At 65.5% G+C, this 16,559-nt stretch carries 15 protein-coding genes; 8 read left to right on the top strand and 7 right to left on the bottom strand.

The window, feature by feature from the left end; translation table 11 throughout:
• Positions 1 to 338: 338 nt before the first annotated feature.
• Entirely contained in the window at positions 339 to 1,571 is a 1,233-nt protein-coding gene (locus GCT19_RS07925) for an NAD(P)/FAD-dependent oxidoreductase (RefSeq protein WP_152851559.1), read from the bottom strand.
• A 253-nt stretch (positions 1,572 to 1,824) separates the two neighbouring features.
• On the opposite strand from GCT19_RS07925, the gene GCT19_RS07920 reads away from it, so the two are divergent.
• The 4 genes from GCT19_RS07920 to GCT19_RS07905 are packed head-to-tail and all read left to right on the top strand — an operon-like array spanning position 1,825 to position 6,856.
• The gene (locus tag GCT19_RS07920) at positions 1,825 to 2,691 is read left to right on the top strand and encodes a DUF3348 domain-containing protein (RefSeq protein ID WP_018434178.1); all 867 of its coding nucleotides are present in this window, start codon (positions 1,825 to 1,827) and stop codon (positions 2,689 to 2,691) included.
• Between the two features lie 10 nt (positions 2,692 to 2,701).
• A complete protein-coding gene (locus GCT19_RS07915) occupies positions 2,702 to 5,581 on the top strand; it encodes a DUF802 domain-containing protein (protein ID WP_152851558.1) in 2,880 nt (959 codons plus the stop codon).
• The gene (locus GCT19_RS07910; RefSeq protein ID WP_152851557.1) at positions 5,578 to 6,231 is read left to right on the top strand and encodes an OmpA family protein; all 654 of its coding nucleotides are present in this window, start codon (positions 5,578 to 5,580) and stop codon (positions 6,229 to 6,231) included. Before GCT19_RS07915 ends, GCT19_RS07910 begins: the two co-directional genes overlap by 4 nt.
• Positions 6,224 to 6,856, top strand: a complete 633-nt coding sequence (locus GCT19_RS07905; RefSeq protein WP_018434181.1) for a DUF2894 domain-containing protein — start codon at positions 6,224 to 6,226, stop codon at positions 6,854 to 6,856. Before GCT19_RS07910 ends, GCT19_RS07905 begins: the two co-directional genes overlap by 8 nt.
• Positions 6,857 to 6,914: 58 nt before the next feature.
• Here the strand turns inward: GCT19_RS07905 and GCT19_RS07900 are convergent, their stop codons facing one another.
• On the bottom strand, positions 6,915 to 7,667 hold the full coding sequence (locus GCT19_RS07900) for a TerC family protein (protein ID WP_152851556.1): 753 nt from the start codon (positions 7,665 to 7,667) through the stop codon (positions 6,915 to 6,917).
• A gap of 120 nt (positions 7,668 to 7,787) precedes the next feature.
• On the opposite strand from GCT19_RS07900, the gene GCT19_RS07895 reads away from it, so the two are divergent.
• Complete coding sequence (locus tag GCT19_RS07895; RefSeq protein WP_018434183.1) at positions 7,788 to 8,669, top strand: LysR family transcriptional regulator; 882 nt, start codon at positions 7,788 to 7,790, stop codon at positions 8,667 to 8,669.
• Positions 8,670 to 8,712: 43 nt separating this feature from the next.
• Here GCT19_RS07895 and GCT19_RS07890 read toward each other — a convergent pair whose 3' ends face one another.
• On the bottom strand, positions 8,713 to 9,873 hold the full coding sequence (locus tag GCT19_RS07890; RefSeq protein WP_018434184.1) for a porin: 1,161 nt from the start codon (positions 9,871 to 9,873) through the stop codon (positions 8,713 to 8,715).
• 433 nt (positions 9,874 to 10,306) lie between these two features.
• Between GCT19_RS07890 and GCT19_RS07885 the strand changes: the two genes are divergently transcribed.
• Positions 10,307 to 10,981: an HAD family hydrolase gene (locus GCT19_RS07885; protein ID WP_013092213.1), complete on the top strand. Its 675-nt coding sequence runs from the start codon at positions 10,307 to 10,309 to the stop codon at positions 10,979 to 10,981.
• A 12-nt stretch (positions 10,982 to 10,993) separates the two neighbouring features.
• Here the strand turns inward: GCT19_RS07885 and GCT19_RS07880 are convergent, their stop codons facing one another.
• A complete protein-coding gene (locus tag GCT19_RS07880) occupies positions 10,994 to 11,803 on the bottom strand; it encodes a hypothetical protein (protein ID WP_227749212.1) in 810 nt (269 codons plus the stop codon).
• 618 nt (positions 11,804 to 12,421) lie between these two features.
• On the opposite strand from GCT19_RS07880, the gene GCT19_RS07875 reads away from it, so the two are divergent.
• Complete coding sequence (locus GCT19_RS07875; RefSeq protein WP_152851555.1) at positions 12,422 to 13,384, top strand: response regulator; 963 nt, start codon at positions 12,422 to 12,424, stop codon at positions 13,382 to 13,384.
• Between the two features lie 40 nt (positions 13,385 to 13,424).
• On the opposite strand, the gene GCT19_RS07870 is transcribed toward GCT19_RS07875, so the two are convergent.
• Both GCT19_RS07870 and GCT19_RS07865 read right to left on the bottom strand, forming a co-directional pair.
• A complete protein-coding gene (locus GCT19_RS07870; protein WP_152851554.1) occupies positions 13,425 to 14,417 on the bottom strand; it encodes an alpha/beta hydrolase in 993 nt (330 codons plus the stop codon).
• Positions 14,410 to 14,946 carry a thioesterase family protein gene (locus tag GCT19_RS07865; protein WP_152851553.1) on the bottom strand — a complete coding sequence of 179 codons (537 nt, stop codon included), beginning with the start codon at positions 14,944 to 14,946 and terminating at the stop codon, positions 14,410 to 14,412. The genes GCT19_RS07870 and GCT19_RS07865 overlap by 8 nt, the downstream gene beginning before the upstream one ends.
• A gap of 268 nt (positions 14,947 to 15,214) precedes the next feature.
• On the opposite strand from GCT19_RS07865, the gene GCT19_RS07860 reads away from it, so the two are divergent.
• A complete protein-coding gene (locus GCT19_RS07860; RefSeq protein WP_018434189.1) occupies positions 15,215 to 15,526 on the top strand; it encodes a hypothetical protein in 312 nt (103 codons plus the stop codon).
• 161 nt (positions 15,527 to 15,687) lie between these two features.
• On the opposite strand, the gene GCT19_RS07855 is transcribed toward GCT19_RS07860, so the two are convergent.
• Positions 15,688 to 16,524, bottom strand: coding sequence for a DMT family transporter (locus tag GCT19_RS07855; protein ID WP_152851552.1), 837 nt, complete (start codon positions 16,522 to 16,524; stop codon positions 15,688 to 15,690).
• Positions 16,525 to 16,559 lie beyond the last annotated feature (35 nt).

The following is a 16,559-nucleotide window of genomic DNA, read 5'->3' as shown; positions in this document are numbered from 1 at the left end:
ATTGTATTCAAATGCCGCGTAATTGAGAAGCGTTCTCAATAGAAATTTTGCCGGGAGCAGCTTTGAAGGGTGCGCGGTGAAGAGGGATTTGGAGTGAGATTCGCGTGAATTACGCGATGATGGCCGGAACTTATCGCCTATATGGCGGATAGTTCATCGGTTGAAGGGTGGGCGCTGCAGGGCGCGGCGAGAGAGGTTGTGAGAGCCGCTGTCCTCGCCTCAGGCGCGGAACAGGGCAAAAAGCGGTCGCACAAGAGGCCTGTTCGAGGCCCTCCGGCGTTTCTTTCATGGAAATAACAAAACCTTGCGCTCGCTCGAGCCGCCCTCAGACCGTCCGGCTAAAACCGCTCGACCCGAAACGGCCGCGGATCGACCAGCGTCGGCTCTCCGGTCATCATCTCGGCGATCAGCCGCCCCGTCACCGGTCCGAGCGTCAGGCCATGATGCGCATGGCCGAACGCGAACCACAGTCCCTGGTGTTTCGTCGCGGGCCCGATGATCGGCATCATGTCCGGCGTGCACGGGCGCCGTCCCATCCACGGTTCCGGGTCCAGACGTTCGCCGAGCGGAAACAGCGTGCGCGCGATGGGCTCGGCCGCATCGAGTTGCACCGGCGTCTTGGCCGCCTCGGGACGCGCGATTTCGACGCCAGTGGTCAACCGGATGCCGCGCGCCATCGGCGCGAGCACATAACCATGGTCGACGTCGAGAATCGGATGGTTGAGGCGCGCGGTCCGACGCGCTGCGTAGTGCATGTGATAGCCACGCTTGACCGCAAGCGGCAGTCGATACCCAAGCCGCGTGCTCGCGCGATCCGACCACGGCCCGAGCGCGATCACCGCCGAGGCGGCCGAGATTGGCCCGTCCCGCGTATCGACCTGCCAGCCTTCGCGCAGCGTATCGGCATCGCCGATGAAGAACCGGCCGCCGAGCGCTTCGAAGTACCGCGCGTACGCGGTGACGAGCGCGTTCGGATCGCTGACCGAATCGGATTGCGGATAGCGCAGCCCGCCTTGCAGCCGCTTGTCGAGATCGGGTTCGAGCTGCTGCAGGCGCGGGGCGTCGAGCGTTTCGAACTCGACGCCGTATTCGCGATGCCACCGTTCGGCAAGAGTGATTTCGGCATCGCGCGCGGCGGTGTTGCGAAACACCTTGATCCAGCCGATGGGCCGCAGCAGCGCGCTCGCACCGGCGTCCGCGGCGAGCGCGCGATGTTCGCTGACGCAATGCTCGATCAATGTCGCGTACGACTTCGCGATTTCCGCATGCGTCGCTGGATGTGAGTTGCGCCAGTAGCGCCATAGAAACGGTGCAACCTGGAGCATCGCGTCGGCGTGATAGCGCACGTCGGGCGACTGGTTGCGCGCGTAGCGCAGCAGCGAGCCGAGCCCGCGCGGAAACGCGTACGGATAGACGCCTTCGCGCTGGATCAGCCCGGCGTTGCCGAACGACGTTTCGTTGCCCGGCTGCTTACGGTCGATCAGCGCAACCGCGCGCCCGCGCTTCTGCAGATGCACGGCGACGCATACCCCGACAATGCCGGCGCCGAGCACCACGGTATCGAATTTCATGCTCCCTGTCCGCCTTGCGTGTGTTCTGTGTGTTGTCGACGCTCCGCAGCATTCGAGTGCGAGGCGAGGCACCGGCTTTCATCTTATACAGGGATAGGCTCGCTTCGCTATTGGCAAAAAACCGCGCTCGGGAAAACGCGCGAATGCCAGGTTCGATCGGGCAAAACCGTGTCTTTCGACGCACGATCAAGCGAGCGACTTCGGACTCGTTGGCGTCAGCGTGTAAACTGCTGACTTTTTTGCGTCCGGTGGTATGTTGCAAGCCCCTCAGCGCAGCGCCCTCAGCGGGCCCGCGCTCGTTCGCTTACTGGCCCGTCTCGGCGAGGCCGACGTCGCCGAATCGCGCCAATCGCTGGCGGATCGGCTGAGCCAGTGGCTCGGCTGGACCGACGCTATCGCGTTGTCATCGGCGCTCGACGGCAAGCCGCCGGCCGTCGCTGGTGGCGCGCGCGCGTTCGGCCGCGCGGAAGAGGAAGAGTGCACGCGGGTGCGCCGCTCGCTGGTGAGCGCAATCGCCAGCGATAGCGTGCTCGCAGGCTCGCGGCGGCGTGGCTCGTCGTCTTTGTCCGCCCGGATGCCGGCGCCGCGCGTGGCCGTCGACACGCAGGCCGACTACGCAGTGTTCCGGCAGCGCTATCTCGCACTTCAGCAGTCGATGGAAACGGCGATCGGCACATTGCGCGGCCGACTGCGCGCGCTGCTGGCGACGCAAGCGCCGGCGCTTGCGCGGCTCGCGGTCGTCGATGCGGTGATGGAGCGTGCGCTCGGCGAGCGCGAGCGGACTTTGCTCGGCGCGGTGCCGGGTCTGCTCGGCGGGCACTTCGAGCGCTTGAAAGAGGGTGAGGCGCGGAGGGTGGCGGAGGCGGAAGCAGCGGCCGAAGTCGAGGCCGATGCCGGCGCTCGAGCCACGCAACCCGAGTCAGCCTTGGCTCACGTCAACGCAAGCACCGCAGCCACGCGACTCGCCAGGTCGACCGACGCCAGCAACGCTGCCGCGCCGCTCGCGTCCGATGCATGGCTCGACGCCTTCCGCAAAGACATGCAAAGCGTTTTGCTGGCCGAGCTAGACGTTCGTTTTCAACCGGTCGAAGGGCTGCTCGCGGCTCTTCGCGCCTGCTAACTGGGACCCCATGTCCAGATATCGTATCGATCTCGTTGTATTTCTCGCGGGGCTCGCCGCGGCGTGCTGGATCGCCGTCGGCTACGCCGTCTCCAATCCGCTCGCGTTCGCCGTCACGCTGCTGATCGGCGTCTGCTATGTGCTGGGCGCGCTCGAATTGCGCCGCTATAGCCATGCCACTACTACGCTGACGGGTGCGCTCGCCGCGCTGTCCGGACCACCACCGAGCCTTGCCGCGTTTCTCGATCCCGTCCATCCGAGTCTGCGCAATAGCGTGCGGCTGCGCGTCGAAGGCGAGCGCGTCGCGTTGCCTGGTCCCGCGCTGACGCCGTATCTGGTCGGCCTGCTGGTGCTGCTCGGCATGCTCGGCACGCTGCTAGGCATGGTGATGACGCTGCGCGGCACCGGCCTCGCGCTGGAGAGCGCGAGCGACCTGCAGGCGATCCGCGCATCGCTGGCCGCGCCGGTCAAGGGGCTGAGCTTCGCGTTCGGCACGTCGATCGCGGGCGTCGCGACCTCGGCGATGCTCGGGCTGCTGTCCGCGCTATGCCGCCGCGAGCGGCTCGAAGCGGCGCAACAGCTCGACGTGAAGATCGCGACGACTTTGCGCGTGTACTCGCAGAGCCATCAGCGCGACGAAAGCTTCCGGCTGCTGCAGCGCCAGGCCGAAGCGACGCCGCTGCTGGTCGAACGGCTGCAGACGATGATGAGCGCGCTCGAACGGCAAAGCGCCGCGTCGAACGAGCGGCAGATCGCGAGCCTCGACGCGTTTTACGGCCGCACCGAAGCGGCTTATCTGCGTCTGGCCGGTGTGATCGAACAGTCGCTGAAAGACAGCGTGGCCGGCAGCGCGCAGGCTGCGGGCAGGGCCCTGCAACCGGTCGTCGAAGCGACGATGGCCGGTCTCTCGCGCGAGACCGCCGCGTTGCACGACGCGGTGACTCAGGCCGTGCAGCGCCAGCTCGACGGCATGTCGAGCGGCTTCGCGGCGACCAGCGCGAACGTCGCCGAGATTTGCAACAGCGCGCTCGCCGGACATCGGCAGGCGAGCGACGAGTTGGCCGCGCAACAGCGCGCTTCGGTCGAACGCGTTGTCGAAGCGTTTGAACAGCGCTCGGCCGCGTTGCTCGACGGTGTGTCCGCGCGGCTCGAAGCGACGGCGAGCGGCATGTCGCAGGCCTGGGGCGACGCGTTGGCAAAGCAGCAAAGCGCGGGCGACAAACTCGCCGCCAACAACGAACAGGCATTGGCGCGCGCCGCCGCGACGTTCGAACAACATGCCGCGGCGTTGCTGAGTGCTGTCGGCAGCTCGCACACGAACCTGCAAACGGAACTGACCGCGCGCGACGAGCAGCGTTTGGGCGCATGGGCGCAGGCGCTCGACGCGATGGGCGCGAAGCTCGGCGAACAATGGCGGCAGACGGGTGCGCAAGCCGCCAGCCATCAGCAGCAAATCTGCGACGCGCTCGCACAGACGGCACGCGAAATCTCCGCGCAGACGCAAACGCATGCGAGCGCGACGATCGCGGAAATCGATCGACTTGTGCAGGCAGCAGCCGAAGCACCGAAGGCCGCAGCGAACCTGCAAGCCGAACTCGCCGCGCGCGACGAACAGCGCTTCGTCGCGTGGACCGAAGCACTCGGCGCGATGACGGCGAAGCTCAACGAACAATGGCAGCAGACGGGTTCGCAAGCTGCAAGCCATCAGCAGCAGATCTGCGATGCGCTTGCCCAAACCGCGCGCGATATCTCCGCGCAGACGCAAGCGCATGCCAGCGCGACGATCACGGAAATCGATAGGTTGGTGCAAGTCGCGGCTGAAGCACCGAAGGCGGCGGCAAACCTGCAAGCCGAACTCGCGGCGCGCGACGAACAGCGCTTCGCCGCATGGACCGAAGCGCTCGGTGCACTGACCGCGAAGCTCAGCGAACAATGGCAGCAGACGGGTTCGCAAGCAGCAAGCCATCAGCAGCAGATCTGCGACGCACTCGCGCAAACCGCACGCGATCTTTCCGCGCAGACGCAATCGCATGCCAGCGCGACGATCGCCGAAATCGATCGATTGGTCCAGGCAGCGGCCGAAGCACCGAAGGCCGCAGCAAACCTGCAAGCCGAACTCGCCGCGCGCGACGAACAGCGCTTCGCCGCATGGACCGAAGCGCTCGGTGCGATGACCGCAAAGCTCAGCGAACAATGGCAGCAAACGGGTTCGCAAACGGCGACCCGTCAGCAGCAGATTTGCGACGCACTCGCGCAAACCGCTCACGAAATCTCCGCGCAGACGCAAACGCATGCCAACGCGACGATCGCCGAAATCGAGCGTCTCGTGCAGGCGGCGTCGGAAGCGCCGAAGGCTGCCGCCGAAGTCGTCGCGGAGCTGCGCCAGAAGCTCTCCGACAGCATGGTCCGCGATACCGCGATGCTGGAAGAGCGCAGTCGTCTGCTCGCCACGCTGGAAACGCTGCTGGACGCGGTCAACCACGCGTCGACCGAACAGCGTACCGCCGTCGATGCCTTGGTCTCGACGTCGGCGGATCTGCTCGAACGCGTCGGCAATCGCTTCACCGAGCACCTCGAGCACGAGACCGGCAAGCTCGGCACGGTCGCCGCGCAGGTCACCGGCAGCGCGGTCGAAGTCGCGAGCCTCGGCGAAGCATTCGGCGCGGCCGTCGGCATGTTCGGCGAAGCGAACGACAAGCTCGTCGCGCATCTCGAACGCATCGAAGCGGCGCTCGACAAATCGCTTGCCCGTAGCGACGAACAGCTCGCCTACTACGTCGCGCAGGCGCGTGACGTGGTCGACCTCAGCGTGATGTCGCAGAAGCAGATCGTCGAAGACCTGCAGTTGCTGGCCGCGCAGCGCGCGACCGTCGGAGCCGACGCGGTATGAGCGAGGACATCGACGGCGGCGTGGAAACGGCCGCGCCGGTCTGGGCTGCGTTCGGCGATCTCATGTCGGTGCTGGTTGGCGCGTTCGTGCTGATTTTGGTGAGCGTGATCGGCATCCAGCTCGTGCTGTCGAACAAGCTCGAGCAGGAGGTCAAGCAGCGTCAGGCCGAAACGCAGCGCCGCAAGACGCTCGAGCAGGCGCTCGCGGGACCGCTCGCGGCGGGGCGCGTGACGCTCGTCAATGGCCGCATCGGCATTAGCGGCAACGTGCTGTTCGCGCTGAACTCCGCGCAGCTGCAGCCCGAGGGCCGCGCGCTGCTGAAGAGCCTCGCCGGTCCGCTGTCCGCGTATCTGCGCGCGAGCGATCAGATCCTGATGGTCAGCGGCTTCACCGACGATCAACGCCTGCGCGAAGGCAATCGACGCTTCGCCGATAACTGGGAGCTGTCGGCGCAGCGCGCGTTGACGGTCACGCGCGCGCTGATCGACGAGGGCCTGCCGGCGTCGTCGGTGTTTGCGGCGGCGTTCGGCTCCGAGCAGCCGGTCAGTTCGAATGCCGACGAATCCGGCCGTGCGAAAAACCGCCGCGTCGAAATCGCGCCGGTGCCGCGGCCGTCGAGCGCGGCGACGGGGGAGAAGTCCGGTGCTTGACGATGCAATCGATGCGGCTCGCGCGACGCTCGATGCATGGCGCGCGAGCGGTGCGGATCGGCTCGATCCGCTGCGCTTTCATCTGCTCGACGCGCTTGCGCGGCGCGCGGCGCAGCACAGTGGCGAGACGCGACGAGTGATCGAGCGACGGTTGGCAGCATTACTGGCCGAATATACGGCCGAGGTCGAGCGTGCGGCTGCGGACCGGAGCGCGTTGCAAGCCACCTCCGTTGAGGCCAACGCGGCCAGCGACGCCACGCTCGCGGCGCTGATCGAACAGCTCGCCCGCCACCAGGCGCGGGCCGATGCTCCGCACGCCGCCGCCTATCCCGAACTCCCCGCGGTCGACTACTTTCGCGAAGTATGGTCGAAAGTCCGCACCGAAAAGCAGCTGCGCCAGTCGCTCGCGCAGGTGCCCGGCAATGCGGGGCCGCTCAATTCGAGCAGCCTCGTGCATCGCGCGCTGTCGTTGATGCGCGAACTGTCGCCGGAGTATCTGAAGCAGTTTCTGTCGTACGTCGATACGCTGTCGTGGCTCGAGCAGATGAACGGCGGCGCGCCGGTCGAGAAGGAAGCGCCGCGCGCCGCGGCGACCGGCAAGGGCGCTCGCAGGAAGGCGCGCTGACGCTGCAACGGCGGCTGGACATTGCTCGAGCCGAGCCGCCGGGCATTTCATCACGGCATCACTCTGCGTTGCTTGCCAGACGTTTCGTTTTCGCGCGCCGCGCGAGCATGTTCATTCCCTCGACGAACGCGGAGAACGCCATCGCCGCGTAAATATAGGCCTTCGGCACGTGCGAGCCGAAACCGTCGGCGATCAGCGTCATCCCGATCACGAGCAGGAAGCTCAGCGCCAGCATCACGATGGTCGGATTGCGATCGATGAAGCGCGCGAGCGGCTGCGCCGCGAACAACATCACCATGATCGAGACGATCACCGCGACGAACATGATCGGCAGGTGCTCGGTCATGCCGACCGCGGTGATGATGCTGTCGACCGAAAACACGATGTCGAGCAGGATGATCTGACCGATCGCGGCGGCCACCGTCAGTTGCACGGTCGAGCTTGATTTCGCGGTGTCTTCGTCATCGGGGATCATGTGCTGACGGATTTCGGTGGTCGCTTTCCACACGAGGAACAGGCCGCCGGCGACGAGGATCAGATCGCGCCACGAAAAACCAAGATCGAACAGCGTGAACGCGACCGCGGTCAGCTTCGCGATCCACGCGACGGTGCTGAGCAGGATCAGCCGCATCGCCAGCGCGAGCAGCAGCCCGGTGCGCTGCGTGCGTGCGCGCTGCGCTTCCGGCAGGCGGTTGCTGAGGATGGAAATGAAGATCAGGTTATCGATGCCGAGCACGATTTCCATCACGATCAGCGTGACCAGCGCGGCCCAGGCGGCGGGATCGGCAACGAGTGCGAACAGGGAGTCCATGATGTGGGGCAAGCGAGTGGGCCGCGAGCGGCGGAACCGCCATCATCGGCTTATACACGGTTCGAATGAACCAGTGATAACCTGAACGACATTTCGGTTTTTTCGAAGTATCGGATCAGCATGCTCAACTATCGTCACCTGTACTACTTCTGGATTGTCGTGAAGGAGGGCGGCTTCGCGCGCGCGGCCGCCCGGCTCGACATGGCCGTGCAGACGATCAGCGCGCAGGTTCGCGAACTCGAGAAAGCGCTCGGGCGCCAGCTATTGAAGCCCGCCGGGCGCGGCGTCGCGATGACCGAAGCCGGTGAGCAGGCGTTCAACCGCGCGGAGCAGATATTTCAGCTGGGCGAGGCGTTGCTCGACGAGATGCGCGAGACGAGCGGCGCGGAGTCGGTGCGGCTCGCGGTCGGTTTATCGGATGGGATTTCGAAGCTCGCCGCTCATGCGTTGCTCGCGCCGGTGCTTGCCACGCCCTCGCTAAGGCTGCTGTGTCATGAGGGAGAGCCCGCGCAACTGTTGTCGGAGCTCGCGCTGCATCGGCTCGACCTGGTGCTCGCCTGTCAGCCGGCGCCGCACGGCGCGGACTTGCGCGTGCTGAGCCAGCGCGTCGCGGGCTCGCCGGTCGACTGGTACGGGCCCGCGCAGATCGTGCGCAAGTCGGCGCGCGACGGCTTTCCGCACTGTCTCGCGGAACTGCCCGTGCTGCTGCCGACCCGCCACGGCGCATTGCGCGCGCGGCTCGAGCGCTGGTTCGAGGCGCAGGGAATCAGGCCGCGCGTCGTCGGCGAATTCGAGGACAGCGCGTTGATGGCGGTGTTCGCGGCGCGGGGGCTCGGCGTGTTTCCGCTCGCGGAGCTCGGCGCCGACGATCTCACGTTATTGAGGGGCTTGCGCTGGCTCGGCCGCGCGGACGGCGTGATCGAGGAGATTCACGCGATCCGCTCGCGACGCGGCCAGCATCATGCGCTCGCGTCGCAGGTGATCGCGGCGGCGCAGTCGTGAGGGCGTCGCACCGTCGCGGCGCCGCGACCGCGGCGCGCCAGCGTCAGAACGCGTGGCGCATGCCTACCGTGACCGCGACCTGCGAATTCGTCGACGACGGCGACAGCGTGTTGATCATCGCGTGCGACAACACCGAATCGGCCGGCGCGCCGTGCGCGTTCTGGTACACGCCCTCGACGTAGAAGTCGGTGCGCTTGCTGAGCGCATAGTCGGTCTGCAGCATCGCGCTGTTCCATGTCGGCGACGAGCCGTTATATGCGCCATGCGTGAACGTGTACGCGCCCGATACGCTCCAGGCCGGGCTCAGCGCGTACTTCGCATTGACCTCGTAGTTGTCGAGGCGCAGCGAGCCGCCGAGCGTGCCGGTGGCGTCGCCGGCCGCGCCGAGGTAGCTGCCGGTGCCGAACGAGAACACGCCCGCGACGTTGTCGATCTGCGTGTGGCTCCAGACGAGGCCGACGGTCGCGGGTCCGAACGTGTAGTTGCCGCCGAGCGACCACACGCGCTGGCGTTCGGCGATGAAGTTCGCGCTGGTGTCGGCGGTGGTCACGGCGCCGGCGCCGTTGCCTGCGTTGTTGAACTGCAGGTAGCCGGCCGCCAGGTTCAGCGGGCCCCGCGCGTACGCAAGGCCGAAGCCGTAGGAGCGGTTGTTTGCGAAGCCGCCGGCCTTGTTGCTGAACGAGTACATCGTTTCGAACGTGAGACCGTGGTACAGCGGGCTCGCGTACTTGACCGAGTTGTTGATCACGACCGAGTTCGCGGCGAGGTTGTCGTTTTCGAACGGATGGCCGGCGAGGCTGCCGCCCCACGTGTTATAGCCAGCCGTCAGCGGGCCGACGGCGTCGTTCATCGCGTCGAACTGGCGGCCGAGCGTCAGCGTGCCGTACGGATCGCTTTGCAGGCCGACCCATGCCTGCGAGCCGAACGCGCTGCCTGCGAACGCCTGGGCGCCGTTGTTCATCATGAAGCCCTGCTCGAGCTTGAAAACCGCGTGCAAGCCCGCGCCGAGGTCTTCCGAACCCTTCAGGCCGAATACCGTGTTCTGCGTGGTGCCGCTAGCGAGCTGCCAGTTGCTGTGGCCGAGCTGGTTATTCGTATAGACGATGCCGGCGTCCATCAGGCCGTACAGCGACACGCTGCTTTGGGCGTGCGCCGATATCGTGAAGGCGCCGCACAGTGCGGCGGCGAGCAGGGTCTTTTTCATTGCGGGTTCCTTGATTGACTAACGTGTTTTTGGATTAATGGGCTGGTTGCGCGATTTGCCGGATGCCGTAGCGTGCGTATTCCGCTTGCGATATCGCGTTATTGAGAAGTGATTTCGTGAACCGGCCGGGAGCACGCGGCGTGCTCGGGCCTGACGCGGGGCGCCAAAATCGCACTCTGGTTGTCCAGCGGGGAAATAAAGCGGGGATTTTTCGAAAAACGGTAGACGGCGCAAACAACGAGGCGGCGAAGCTTACCGTGTTCCGGTGTGCGCCGGGAGGGGAGACGCCGAAATCGGCGCAAATACCGCGCTAATCTGTGGTAATTCGCGCAAATGTTTTAGATGCCGGAACCTGCTGAAACGCGGTGGCCCGCCCTGGCCGTTTCATCGACACATGGCATAGTGACCGAACCCATCATCACAGGAGGCCCGCATGCGTATCCAGACATCCTTTCTTTTCGACCTCGACGGCACGCTCGTCGACAGCGTCTATCAGCACGTGCTGGCGTGGAAAGAGGCGCTCGACAGCGAGGGTATCCCGCTGTCCGTCTGGCGTATCCATCGCAAGATCGGCATGAGCGGCGGGCTGTTCACGAACCAGTTGCTGCGTGAGACTCACGGCGAGATCAGCGTCGAACGCGCCGAACGGCTGCGGCACGCGCATGCGGCCGCCTATCAGCGGATGCGCGCGCAGGTCTGCCCGCTGCCGGGCGCGCGCGAACTGCTCGCCGCGCTGACGCAAGCCGGCACGCCGTGGGCCGTCGCGACGAGCGGGCGGATGGAAACCGCGTCCCTGAATCTGGCGGCGCTCGGCGTCGATCCGGCCAAGGCGGTCGTCGTCACGCGCGACGACGTCAAATACGCGAAGCCCGATCCCGACCTGTTCCTCGCCGCGGCCGAACGGCTCGGCGTGCCGATCGAGCACACGGTCGTGGTTGGCGACAGCATCTGGGACATGCTCGCCGCGCGTCGCTGCCGCTCGCTCGGCGTCGGCCTGCTATCGGGTGGCTACGGCACCGAGGAACTGGAGCGCGCGGGGGCGTTGCGCGTCTACGACGATCCGGCCGATCTGCTCGCGCATCTCGACGAGGTGGCGTCGCGGCCGTGAGCCCGGCGTCGCTCAGGGTTTGGTGAGGATCGGCGGCTCAGCCGGGGGCTGCGTCGGTCCCACTTTCGACGATTCGCGCACGAGCTTATCGGTCATCGCCGACGCAACCGGATTCGTGCTGCCGCGGCCGACACTGGGGCCAGGTCCTGGGCCATTATCAGACGGCATCGGCACGGTGACGCCGGACGGCATCGGCAGCGACGGGTCAGGTTTGGAAGATTCCTTGACCAGTTGGTCCGTCAGCATCGCGGCGACGGGGTTGGCGCCGTTCGGGTGCGTGTCGTCGCGCCGGCGGCCTTGGGTCGTCTGGTCGATGCGGGGCCCGTACTGCGGCCTCGATTGTGCTCTTTGCTGGGCGTACGACTGCAGTTTCGAGCGATCGCGCGCGACCGCGGCCGGCGCTGCGTTATCGATGCGGCCGCTGGCGGTCTGGCCCGCATCGGGCATGACGCTCGGCGCGGGGGTGGCCGCCGTTGCGGGCAGGGACTGGGCGGGAGCGGGTGCCAGAGCTTGCGCCTGAGTTGGCGCCGGTGCCGGTGCCGGAGCCGGTGCCGGAGCAGCCGACTCCGGCTGCGAGGCCGCCGACTGCGGCGCGATCGCGACGTTGTTCGCGATGTCCGCGCGCGGTGCGGGCGGGCTCACCGGTTGCGCCGGCCTCACACTGCCGCCAATGGCGCGCGTGTCGGTCTGCGGTTGCGATTCCACCGCGCCGCTGACACTGCGAGTCACCGCGCCGGTCACGGCCGGCGCCTGATCGTCCCTGGGGTATAGCAGATAACCGGCGACGCCCGCGTCGACCACGAGCAGCCCGACTATCATCATCTTCCCGGTATTCGTCATATCTAAGCAACAACCATTAAACAACTGCGATTGACTGATGATAAACGACCATTTCGCCATCGACGCTTCTCGTCGGCATATTGCGGCGCATCACGATGGTAGATGTCTGATCGAACCTGGCGCCACAACGGCGCATGCCTGCCGTTAGAGGCCCTTGTCGGCCCGCTTGAAGCGGGCATTTTTTCCGTGAGCCGCGGTTTTTTTCGATCGATCAGCCGCGCCGCATTTGCGCGATAGGCGCCTGCAGGAAAGCGATTTAAGTTGTGCCGCCAATGCCTGGAGCCTGTACTATACGAACCATTGCAGACGACCGGCAGCCACAGTTCGATTATCCGGCGTGTAAATGTGACTTGCAGCGACTGGCTCGCAATGCACATGCCGGCAGGCCCGCCAAACTGCGCCATCCGAGACGCGCGAACAGCGTCCATGACGGCGACGGCAGGCGGTGACCGGAAGTAGCGACAAGAACCCATTGATCATGCGGACCCGCGGGCGCGACATCGCCCGGCATACCTTGGGCAGTCGCTTTGCGAAACGCCAGATCAACCGACCGACCGGTTGGTCTGAGTGTTCGCGGCGGCGTGGGAAACACGTGAAGATATGAACAACTTTATTCGACCTCCCGTTTTTTATCCGTCCACGGTGGTTTTCGTCGACGACAACGACAGCTACCTCGACGCGCTTCGCCGGTTTTTTCCGGGCACTTACACGAACCTGTTTTTCACGCGGCCGCAAGCGGCCCTCAACTATATCCGCCAGCACGCGCGCGAGAATTCGCTTGAATTCGCGGCGGCGTCGGCGTGTCTGAGCGAGCCGGGCGTCGAGCGCTTCGTCGAGACCTCGGCGGAACGCGACATCGTCGCGCGGCCGTCGCGCTTCGAGGAAGTGGCGGCGGTCGTCGTCGACTACGACATGCCGGGCATCGGCGGCGTCGAATTTCTGTCGTCGATCTCGCATCTGCGTTGCGCGAAGGTGTTGCTCACCGGCGTCGCCGATGAAACTGTCGCGGTGAAAGCGTTCAACGCCGGCATCGTCGACCTGTACCTGCGCAAGACCGACGCGGATTCGGCCAATCGTCTCACCCATTTCCTGAAAGACGCGAAGAGCCGCCATTGCGGGGAGTCGGGCTGGCTCGCGCTCGGCGAAAACGGCATGACCTACTGCGATCCGCGCACGCGCAAGGTGATCGACGAAGTGGTGGCCGCGCAGGGCATCGTCGAGTATTACTGGCGGCCCGAGCAGAACGTGATCCTGATGTTCGACGCCGCCGGCAACCCGAGCGTGTTCGTCGCGTGGGCCGAGAACGACTGGATCTCGCAGGGCGAAATCGTCGCCGACGAGGGTGGTCCGTCCGACCTGCTGCGCCAGCTCGCCACGCGCGAGGTGATGCCGCTGTTCTGGCCGGACCTCGCGTATCGTTCCGGCATGAAGTTCCGGTCGCTGAAGCCCGAAAGCATTCCCGGCTGGGACGACGCGTTCTTCGGCTGGACCCGCATCGAGCCGGGCGAAGTCGGCCTCGATCTCGTCACGTTCGCGAAGTGGCGCGCTGACCGCAATCGCTGAGTCGCAGCAGCGCGACGGGCGCGGCGGTCGTGTCGCCGCGCTAATCGCGTGCCTGTTCGCCGAGAAAATCGCATACAGCCCTGTGCATCGCCTGCACGCCGGGGCTCGTTTCAAGCGCTCGCCAACATCCATGCACGAGCCCCGTGCCGATCAGCAGTCGGGCATCCCCACCAGCCTCGCGAATCCGCTCGACGAACACGCGCGCGTCGTCGCGTAGCGGGTCGTGCTCGGCGCCGATGGCAAGCGTCGGCGGAAGTCCGTCGAAGCGGGTTGCGGCGAGCGGGATCGTCCATGCGGGGCCGGGCGTGGGGTCGCCGTATTCTTCGTCTCGTTCTCCGCTGTTTCCCCCAACTGTGCCCCAGTACGCGTTGCGAAACTTATGCACGTCCGCGAGCGTCAGCATCGGCGCGTTGGCCTCGGTGTCGCGCGCGGGTAGTTGCGGCTCGGTGCCGAGCATCGGATAAACCAGCGCGACGCCGCGCACGCCGCTGACGCCGTCGTCGCGCAAGCGCAGCGCGACGCTTGCCGCGAGCGTGCCGCCGGCGCTATCGCCGGCGAGTTGCAATCCGGCGTGGTCGGGCAGATCGAACGGCAGGCGGTTGTTCAACGCGGCAAGCGTGATTGCGAGGCAGTCGTCGTGCGCGGCCGGCGCGCGATGCTCGGGCGCGAGCCGGTAGTCGACCGCGATCACGTCGAGGCCGGTGTCGGCGGCGAGGCGCGCGGTCACCATCTGATGACTGTTAAGCGAGCCGAGCACGAAACCCCCGCCATGAAAATACAGCACCGTGCCACGGATCGTGCCGTGTTCGCTTGCTTTCGCTCGATGCCGGTAGAGTCGTAGCGGGATCGCCTGCCCCGCGTCGGTGCGAAAGTTCGCGTCCTGTGTGGTGAGTTCGCTGGGCAGTGGCGGCGTTAAGGTCGCGGCGTAGCGGTCATACAGATCACGCTGCTCGCGCGGCGTCATCGCCGCGTGATGCGACGGATAGAGCGCACTCGCTCGTTCGATAAACGCGGCGATTTCCGGCTCAAGCATGGTCACTCCGTTCGGGTAGTGTTTTCCGTTGCGTTGCGCAGGGCAATGCGATCACACGTCCCGCGAAACGCGCCGGCGGCAATGCGGCATGAGCCTGCGCGAGTTCATGTACGCGCGCCTTGACGTCCGGATCGAAAGCGACGCCACGCGGTCCGCTGGTATCGACGTGCAGCAGCATCTGCTCGCCCGCGGCGACGGGGCCGCTGCGTTGGTTTTGCGTCGCGTCCAGCGCAAACATTTCGAAGTAGACGTGCATACGTTTCGCGTCGTAGCCGAGCACGCGCATGTCGACGCGCACCGGCGTGCCTTGTTTGATTTCATGCAGATAGTTGAGATGCGCTTCGAGCGTGTAGATCGATCGATGCCGCTCTTTGCGCACCGCATCGGGCAGGCCGATCAGATCGATCAACACGTCGGTCGCGAGACTGAAAATCAGCAGGTAAAACGCGTCGCGCATGTGGCCGTTGTAATCGACCCATTCGGCGCGCACGCTGTCACGGTAAGACGGCAGGGCAACGGGATGCGACATGAGCGTCAATCTCCTCGATCGGATGCGATGGCGGCGGCGCGTCGTTTGGCGTTATCAGTGTAGTTCATCGCGATGACGCCGCGCCGGACCCAGGTGACCTCGAATTGTGGCCGCTATGGCAACAGTGAATTCATGGTTCAGGGCTTACTACGCGGCCTGACCGGCTCCTAAACTGACTTCGCTGTTGCCGATAGTCGACAGCCGATAGCCGATAGTCGCACGAGGCTCCGCGGCAACCGCATGAAGCCATCTCTGGAGGTTGGAAATCATGAAGTCCATCAAGTCGTTGATTGAAGCAGGGGTTATCGCCGCTCTGATTGCTGCGCCGTTCGCAGCGTTTGCGCAGTCGAATCAGGCCGATCAGCCGCTCCCGCGCGCACAGGTGCACGATTCGTCGAACGCGAACGTGATCGACTATCGGGCCCATATCCAGCCGGTCGAAGCAAAGGTCGCGGCGCAAAAGCAGGCTGCGCAGAATAGCGGGTACGGTGCGCCGTCGAATGGTTCGTCGCAGCGCAGCGGCCGGACTGAATTCGCGCCGACCTCGTATTCCGTGCCGGTGGTGAACTACACGCGTTGACTACACTTCGTGAAATGCGCGAACTCGGGTCCGCCGCTCAGCATGACTTCGGCGATCGCACCGACCAGCCAGATTTCCGTCGTAGCCGCGGACTTTTGAAGAACGAAGCGTAACTGATGGCACTTAACTGCGTTCCGAGATGGCCGCGCCCCGACTTCCCATCAAATCCGTATCAACACCGCTCCGAGCGTCACGAGCACACATGCCACGATGCGTCGCGTGGTGAGCTTCTCGCGCAGGAAGATGCAGCCGATCAACACGGCGAAGATCGAACTCAACTCGCGCAACGCGGAAACCATCGCGATCGGCAGATAGCGGTACGCCTCGATGATCAGGCAATACGCGCCGAGCGCGATCACGCCCGACGCGATGCCTTTCGCCACCAGCGCGCGGCCGATGAACAGCCCATTCGCGCCGCCGCGCCAATGCCACGCAAGCAGGAACTGCGGGATGTTCCAGATCAGATAGACCCACATGATGTAGCTGAGGCCATTGCCCGCGACGCGCGCGCCGACGCCGTCGACGACCGAGTACGTCGCGATGAATAGACCCGTCAGCAGCGCGAACGGCACGCTCTCGCCGGAAAAACGCATGCCGCGCCGGAACGCGAGCGAGACGATGCCGCACGACACCAGCGCGACGCCGAGCGCGGCGAGCGGCTTCAGCACTTCGCCCGCGAACACGAGCGCGCCGACGAACACCAGCATCGGCGAAAGACCGCGCGCGATCGGATAGATCTGGCCGAAATCGCCACTCTTGTACGCGCGGATCAGCGCGAGCAGATAGCCCCATTCGAGCACCACCGACGCAACGATATATGGCCACGCGGCCGGCGCCGGCAGCGGCAGCACAAGCACGCCGATCGCGCTGACCGCGATATACGGCATCGCCATCATGCCGAGCAGCCAGACGCGATCTTCGGAGACATGCAAGAACGCGTTCCAGGTTGCGTGAAGCAGTGCGGAGAACAGCACCAGCAGGACGACAAAGGGTTCCATCGACAGCGGGATCGGACGAAGAGGCAAGGAAAGAC

Origin of the sequence: Paraburkholderia atlantica (genome assembly GCF_009362785.1) — a bacterium.
In the GTDB taxonomy this organism is placed as follows: domain Bacteria; phylum Pseudomonadota; class Gammaproteobacteria; order Burkholderiales; family Burkholderiaceae; genus Paraburkholderia; species Paraburkholderia atlantica.
The sequence above is the reverse complement of the archived record's forward strand: the minus strand, read 5'-3'. Positions and strand labels throughout refer to the sequence as shown.

Bases quoted from the DNA above. Each gene is read 5' to 3' on its own strand.
- GCT19_RS07925 (WP_152851559.1), bottom strand. From the start codon at position 1,571: ATGAAATTCGATACCGTGGTGCTCGGCGCCGGCATTGTCGGGGTATGC.
- GCT19_RS07920 (WP_018434178.1), top strand. From the start codon at position 1,825: ATGTTGCAAGCCCCTCAGCGCAGCGCCCTCAGCGGGCCCGCGCTCGTT.
- GCT19_RS07915 (WP_152851558.1), top strand. From the start codon at position 2,702: ATGTCCAGATATCGTATCGATCTCGTTGTATTTCTCGCGGGGCTCGCC.
- GCT19_RS07910 (WP_152851557.1), top strand. From the start codon at position 5,578: ATGAGCGAGGACATCGACGGCGGCGTGGAAACGGCCGCGCCGGTCTGG.
- GCT19_RS07900 (WP_152851556.1), bottom strand. From the start codon at position 7,667: ATGGACTCCCTGTTCGCACTCGTTGCCGATCCCGCCGCCTGGGCCGCG.
- GCT19_RS07895 (WP_018434183.1), top strand. From the start codon at position 7,788: ATGCTCAACTATCGTCACCTGTACTACTTCTGGATTGTCGTGAAGGAG.
- GCT19_RS07890 (WP_018434184.1), bottom strand. From the start codon at position 9,873: ATGAAAAAGACCCTGCTCGCCGCCGCACTGTGCGGCGCCTTCACGATA.
- GCT19_RS07885 (WP_013092213.1), top strand. From the start codon at position 10,307: ATGCGTATCCAGACATCCTTTCTTTTCGACCTCGACGGCACGCTCGTC.
- GCT19_RS07880 (WP_227749212.1), bottom strand. From the start codon at position 11,803: ATGATGATAGTCGGGCTGCTCGTGGTCGACGCGGGCGTCGCCGGTTAT.
- GCT19_RS07875 (WP_152851555.1), top strand. From the start codon at position 12,422: ATGAACAACTTTATTCGACCTCCCGTTTTTTATCCGTCCACGGTGGTT.
- GCT19_RS07870 (WP_152851554.1), bottom strand. From the start codon at position 14,417: ATGCTTGAGCCGGAAATCGCCGCGTTTATCGAACGAGCGAGTGCGCTC.
- GCT19_RS07865 (WP_152851553.1), bottom strand. From the start codon at position 14,946: ATGTCGCATCCCGTTGCCCTGCCGTCTTACCGTGACAGCGTGCGCGCC.
- GCT19_RS07860 (WP_018434189.1), top strand. From the start codon at position 15,215: ATGAAGTCCATCAAGTCGTTGATTGAAGCAGGGGTTATCGCCGCTCTG.
- GCT19_RS07855 (WP_152851552.1), bottom strand. From the start codon at position 16,524: ATGGAACCCTTTGTCGTCCTGCTGGTGCTGTTCTCCGCACTGCTTCAC.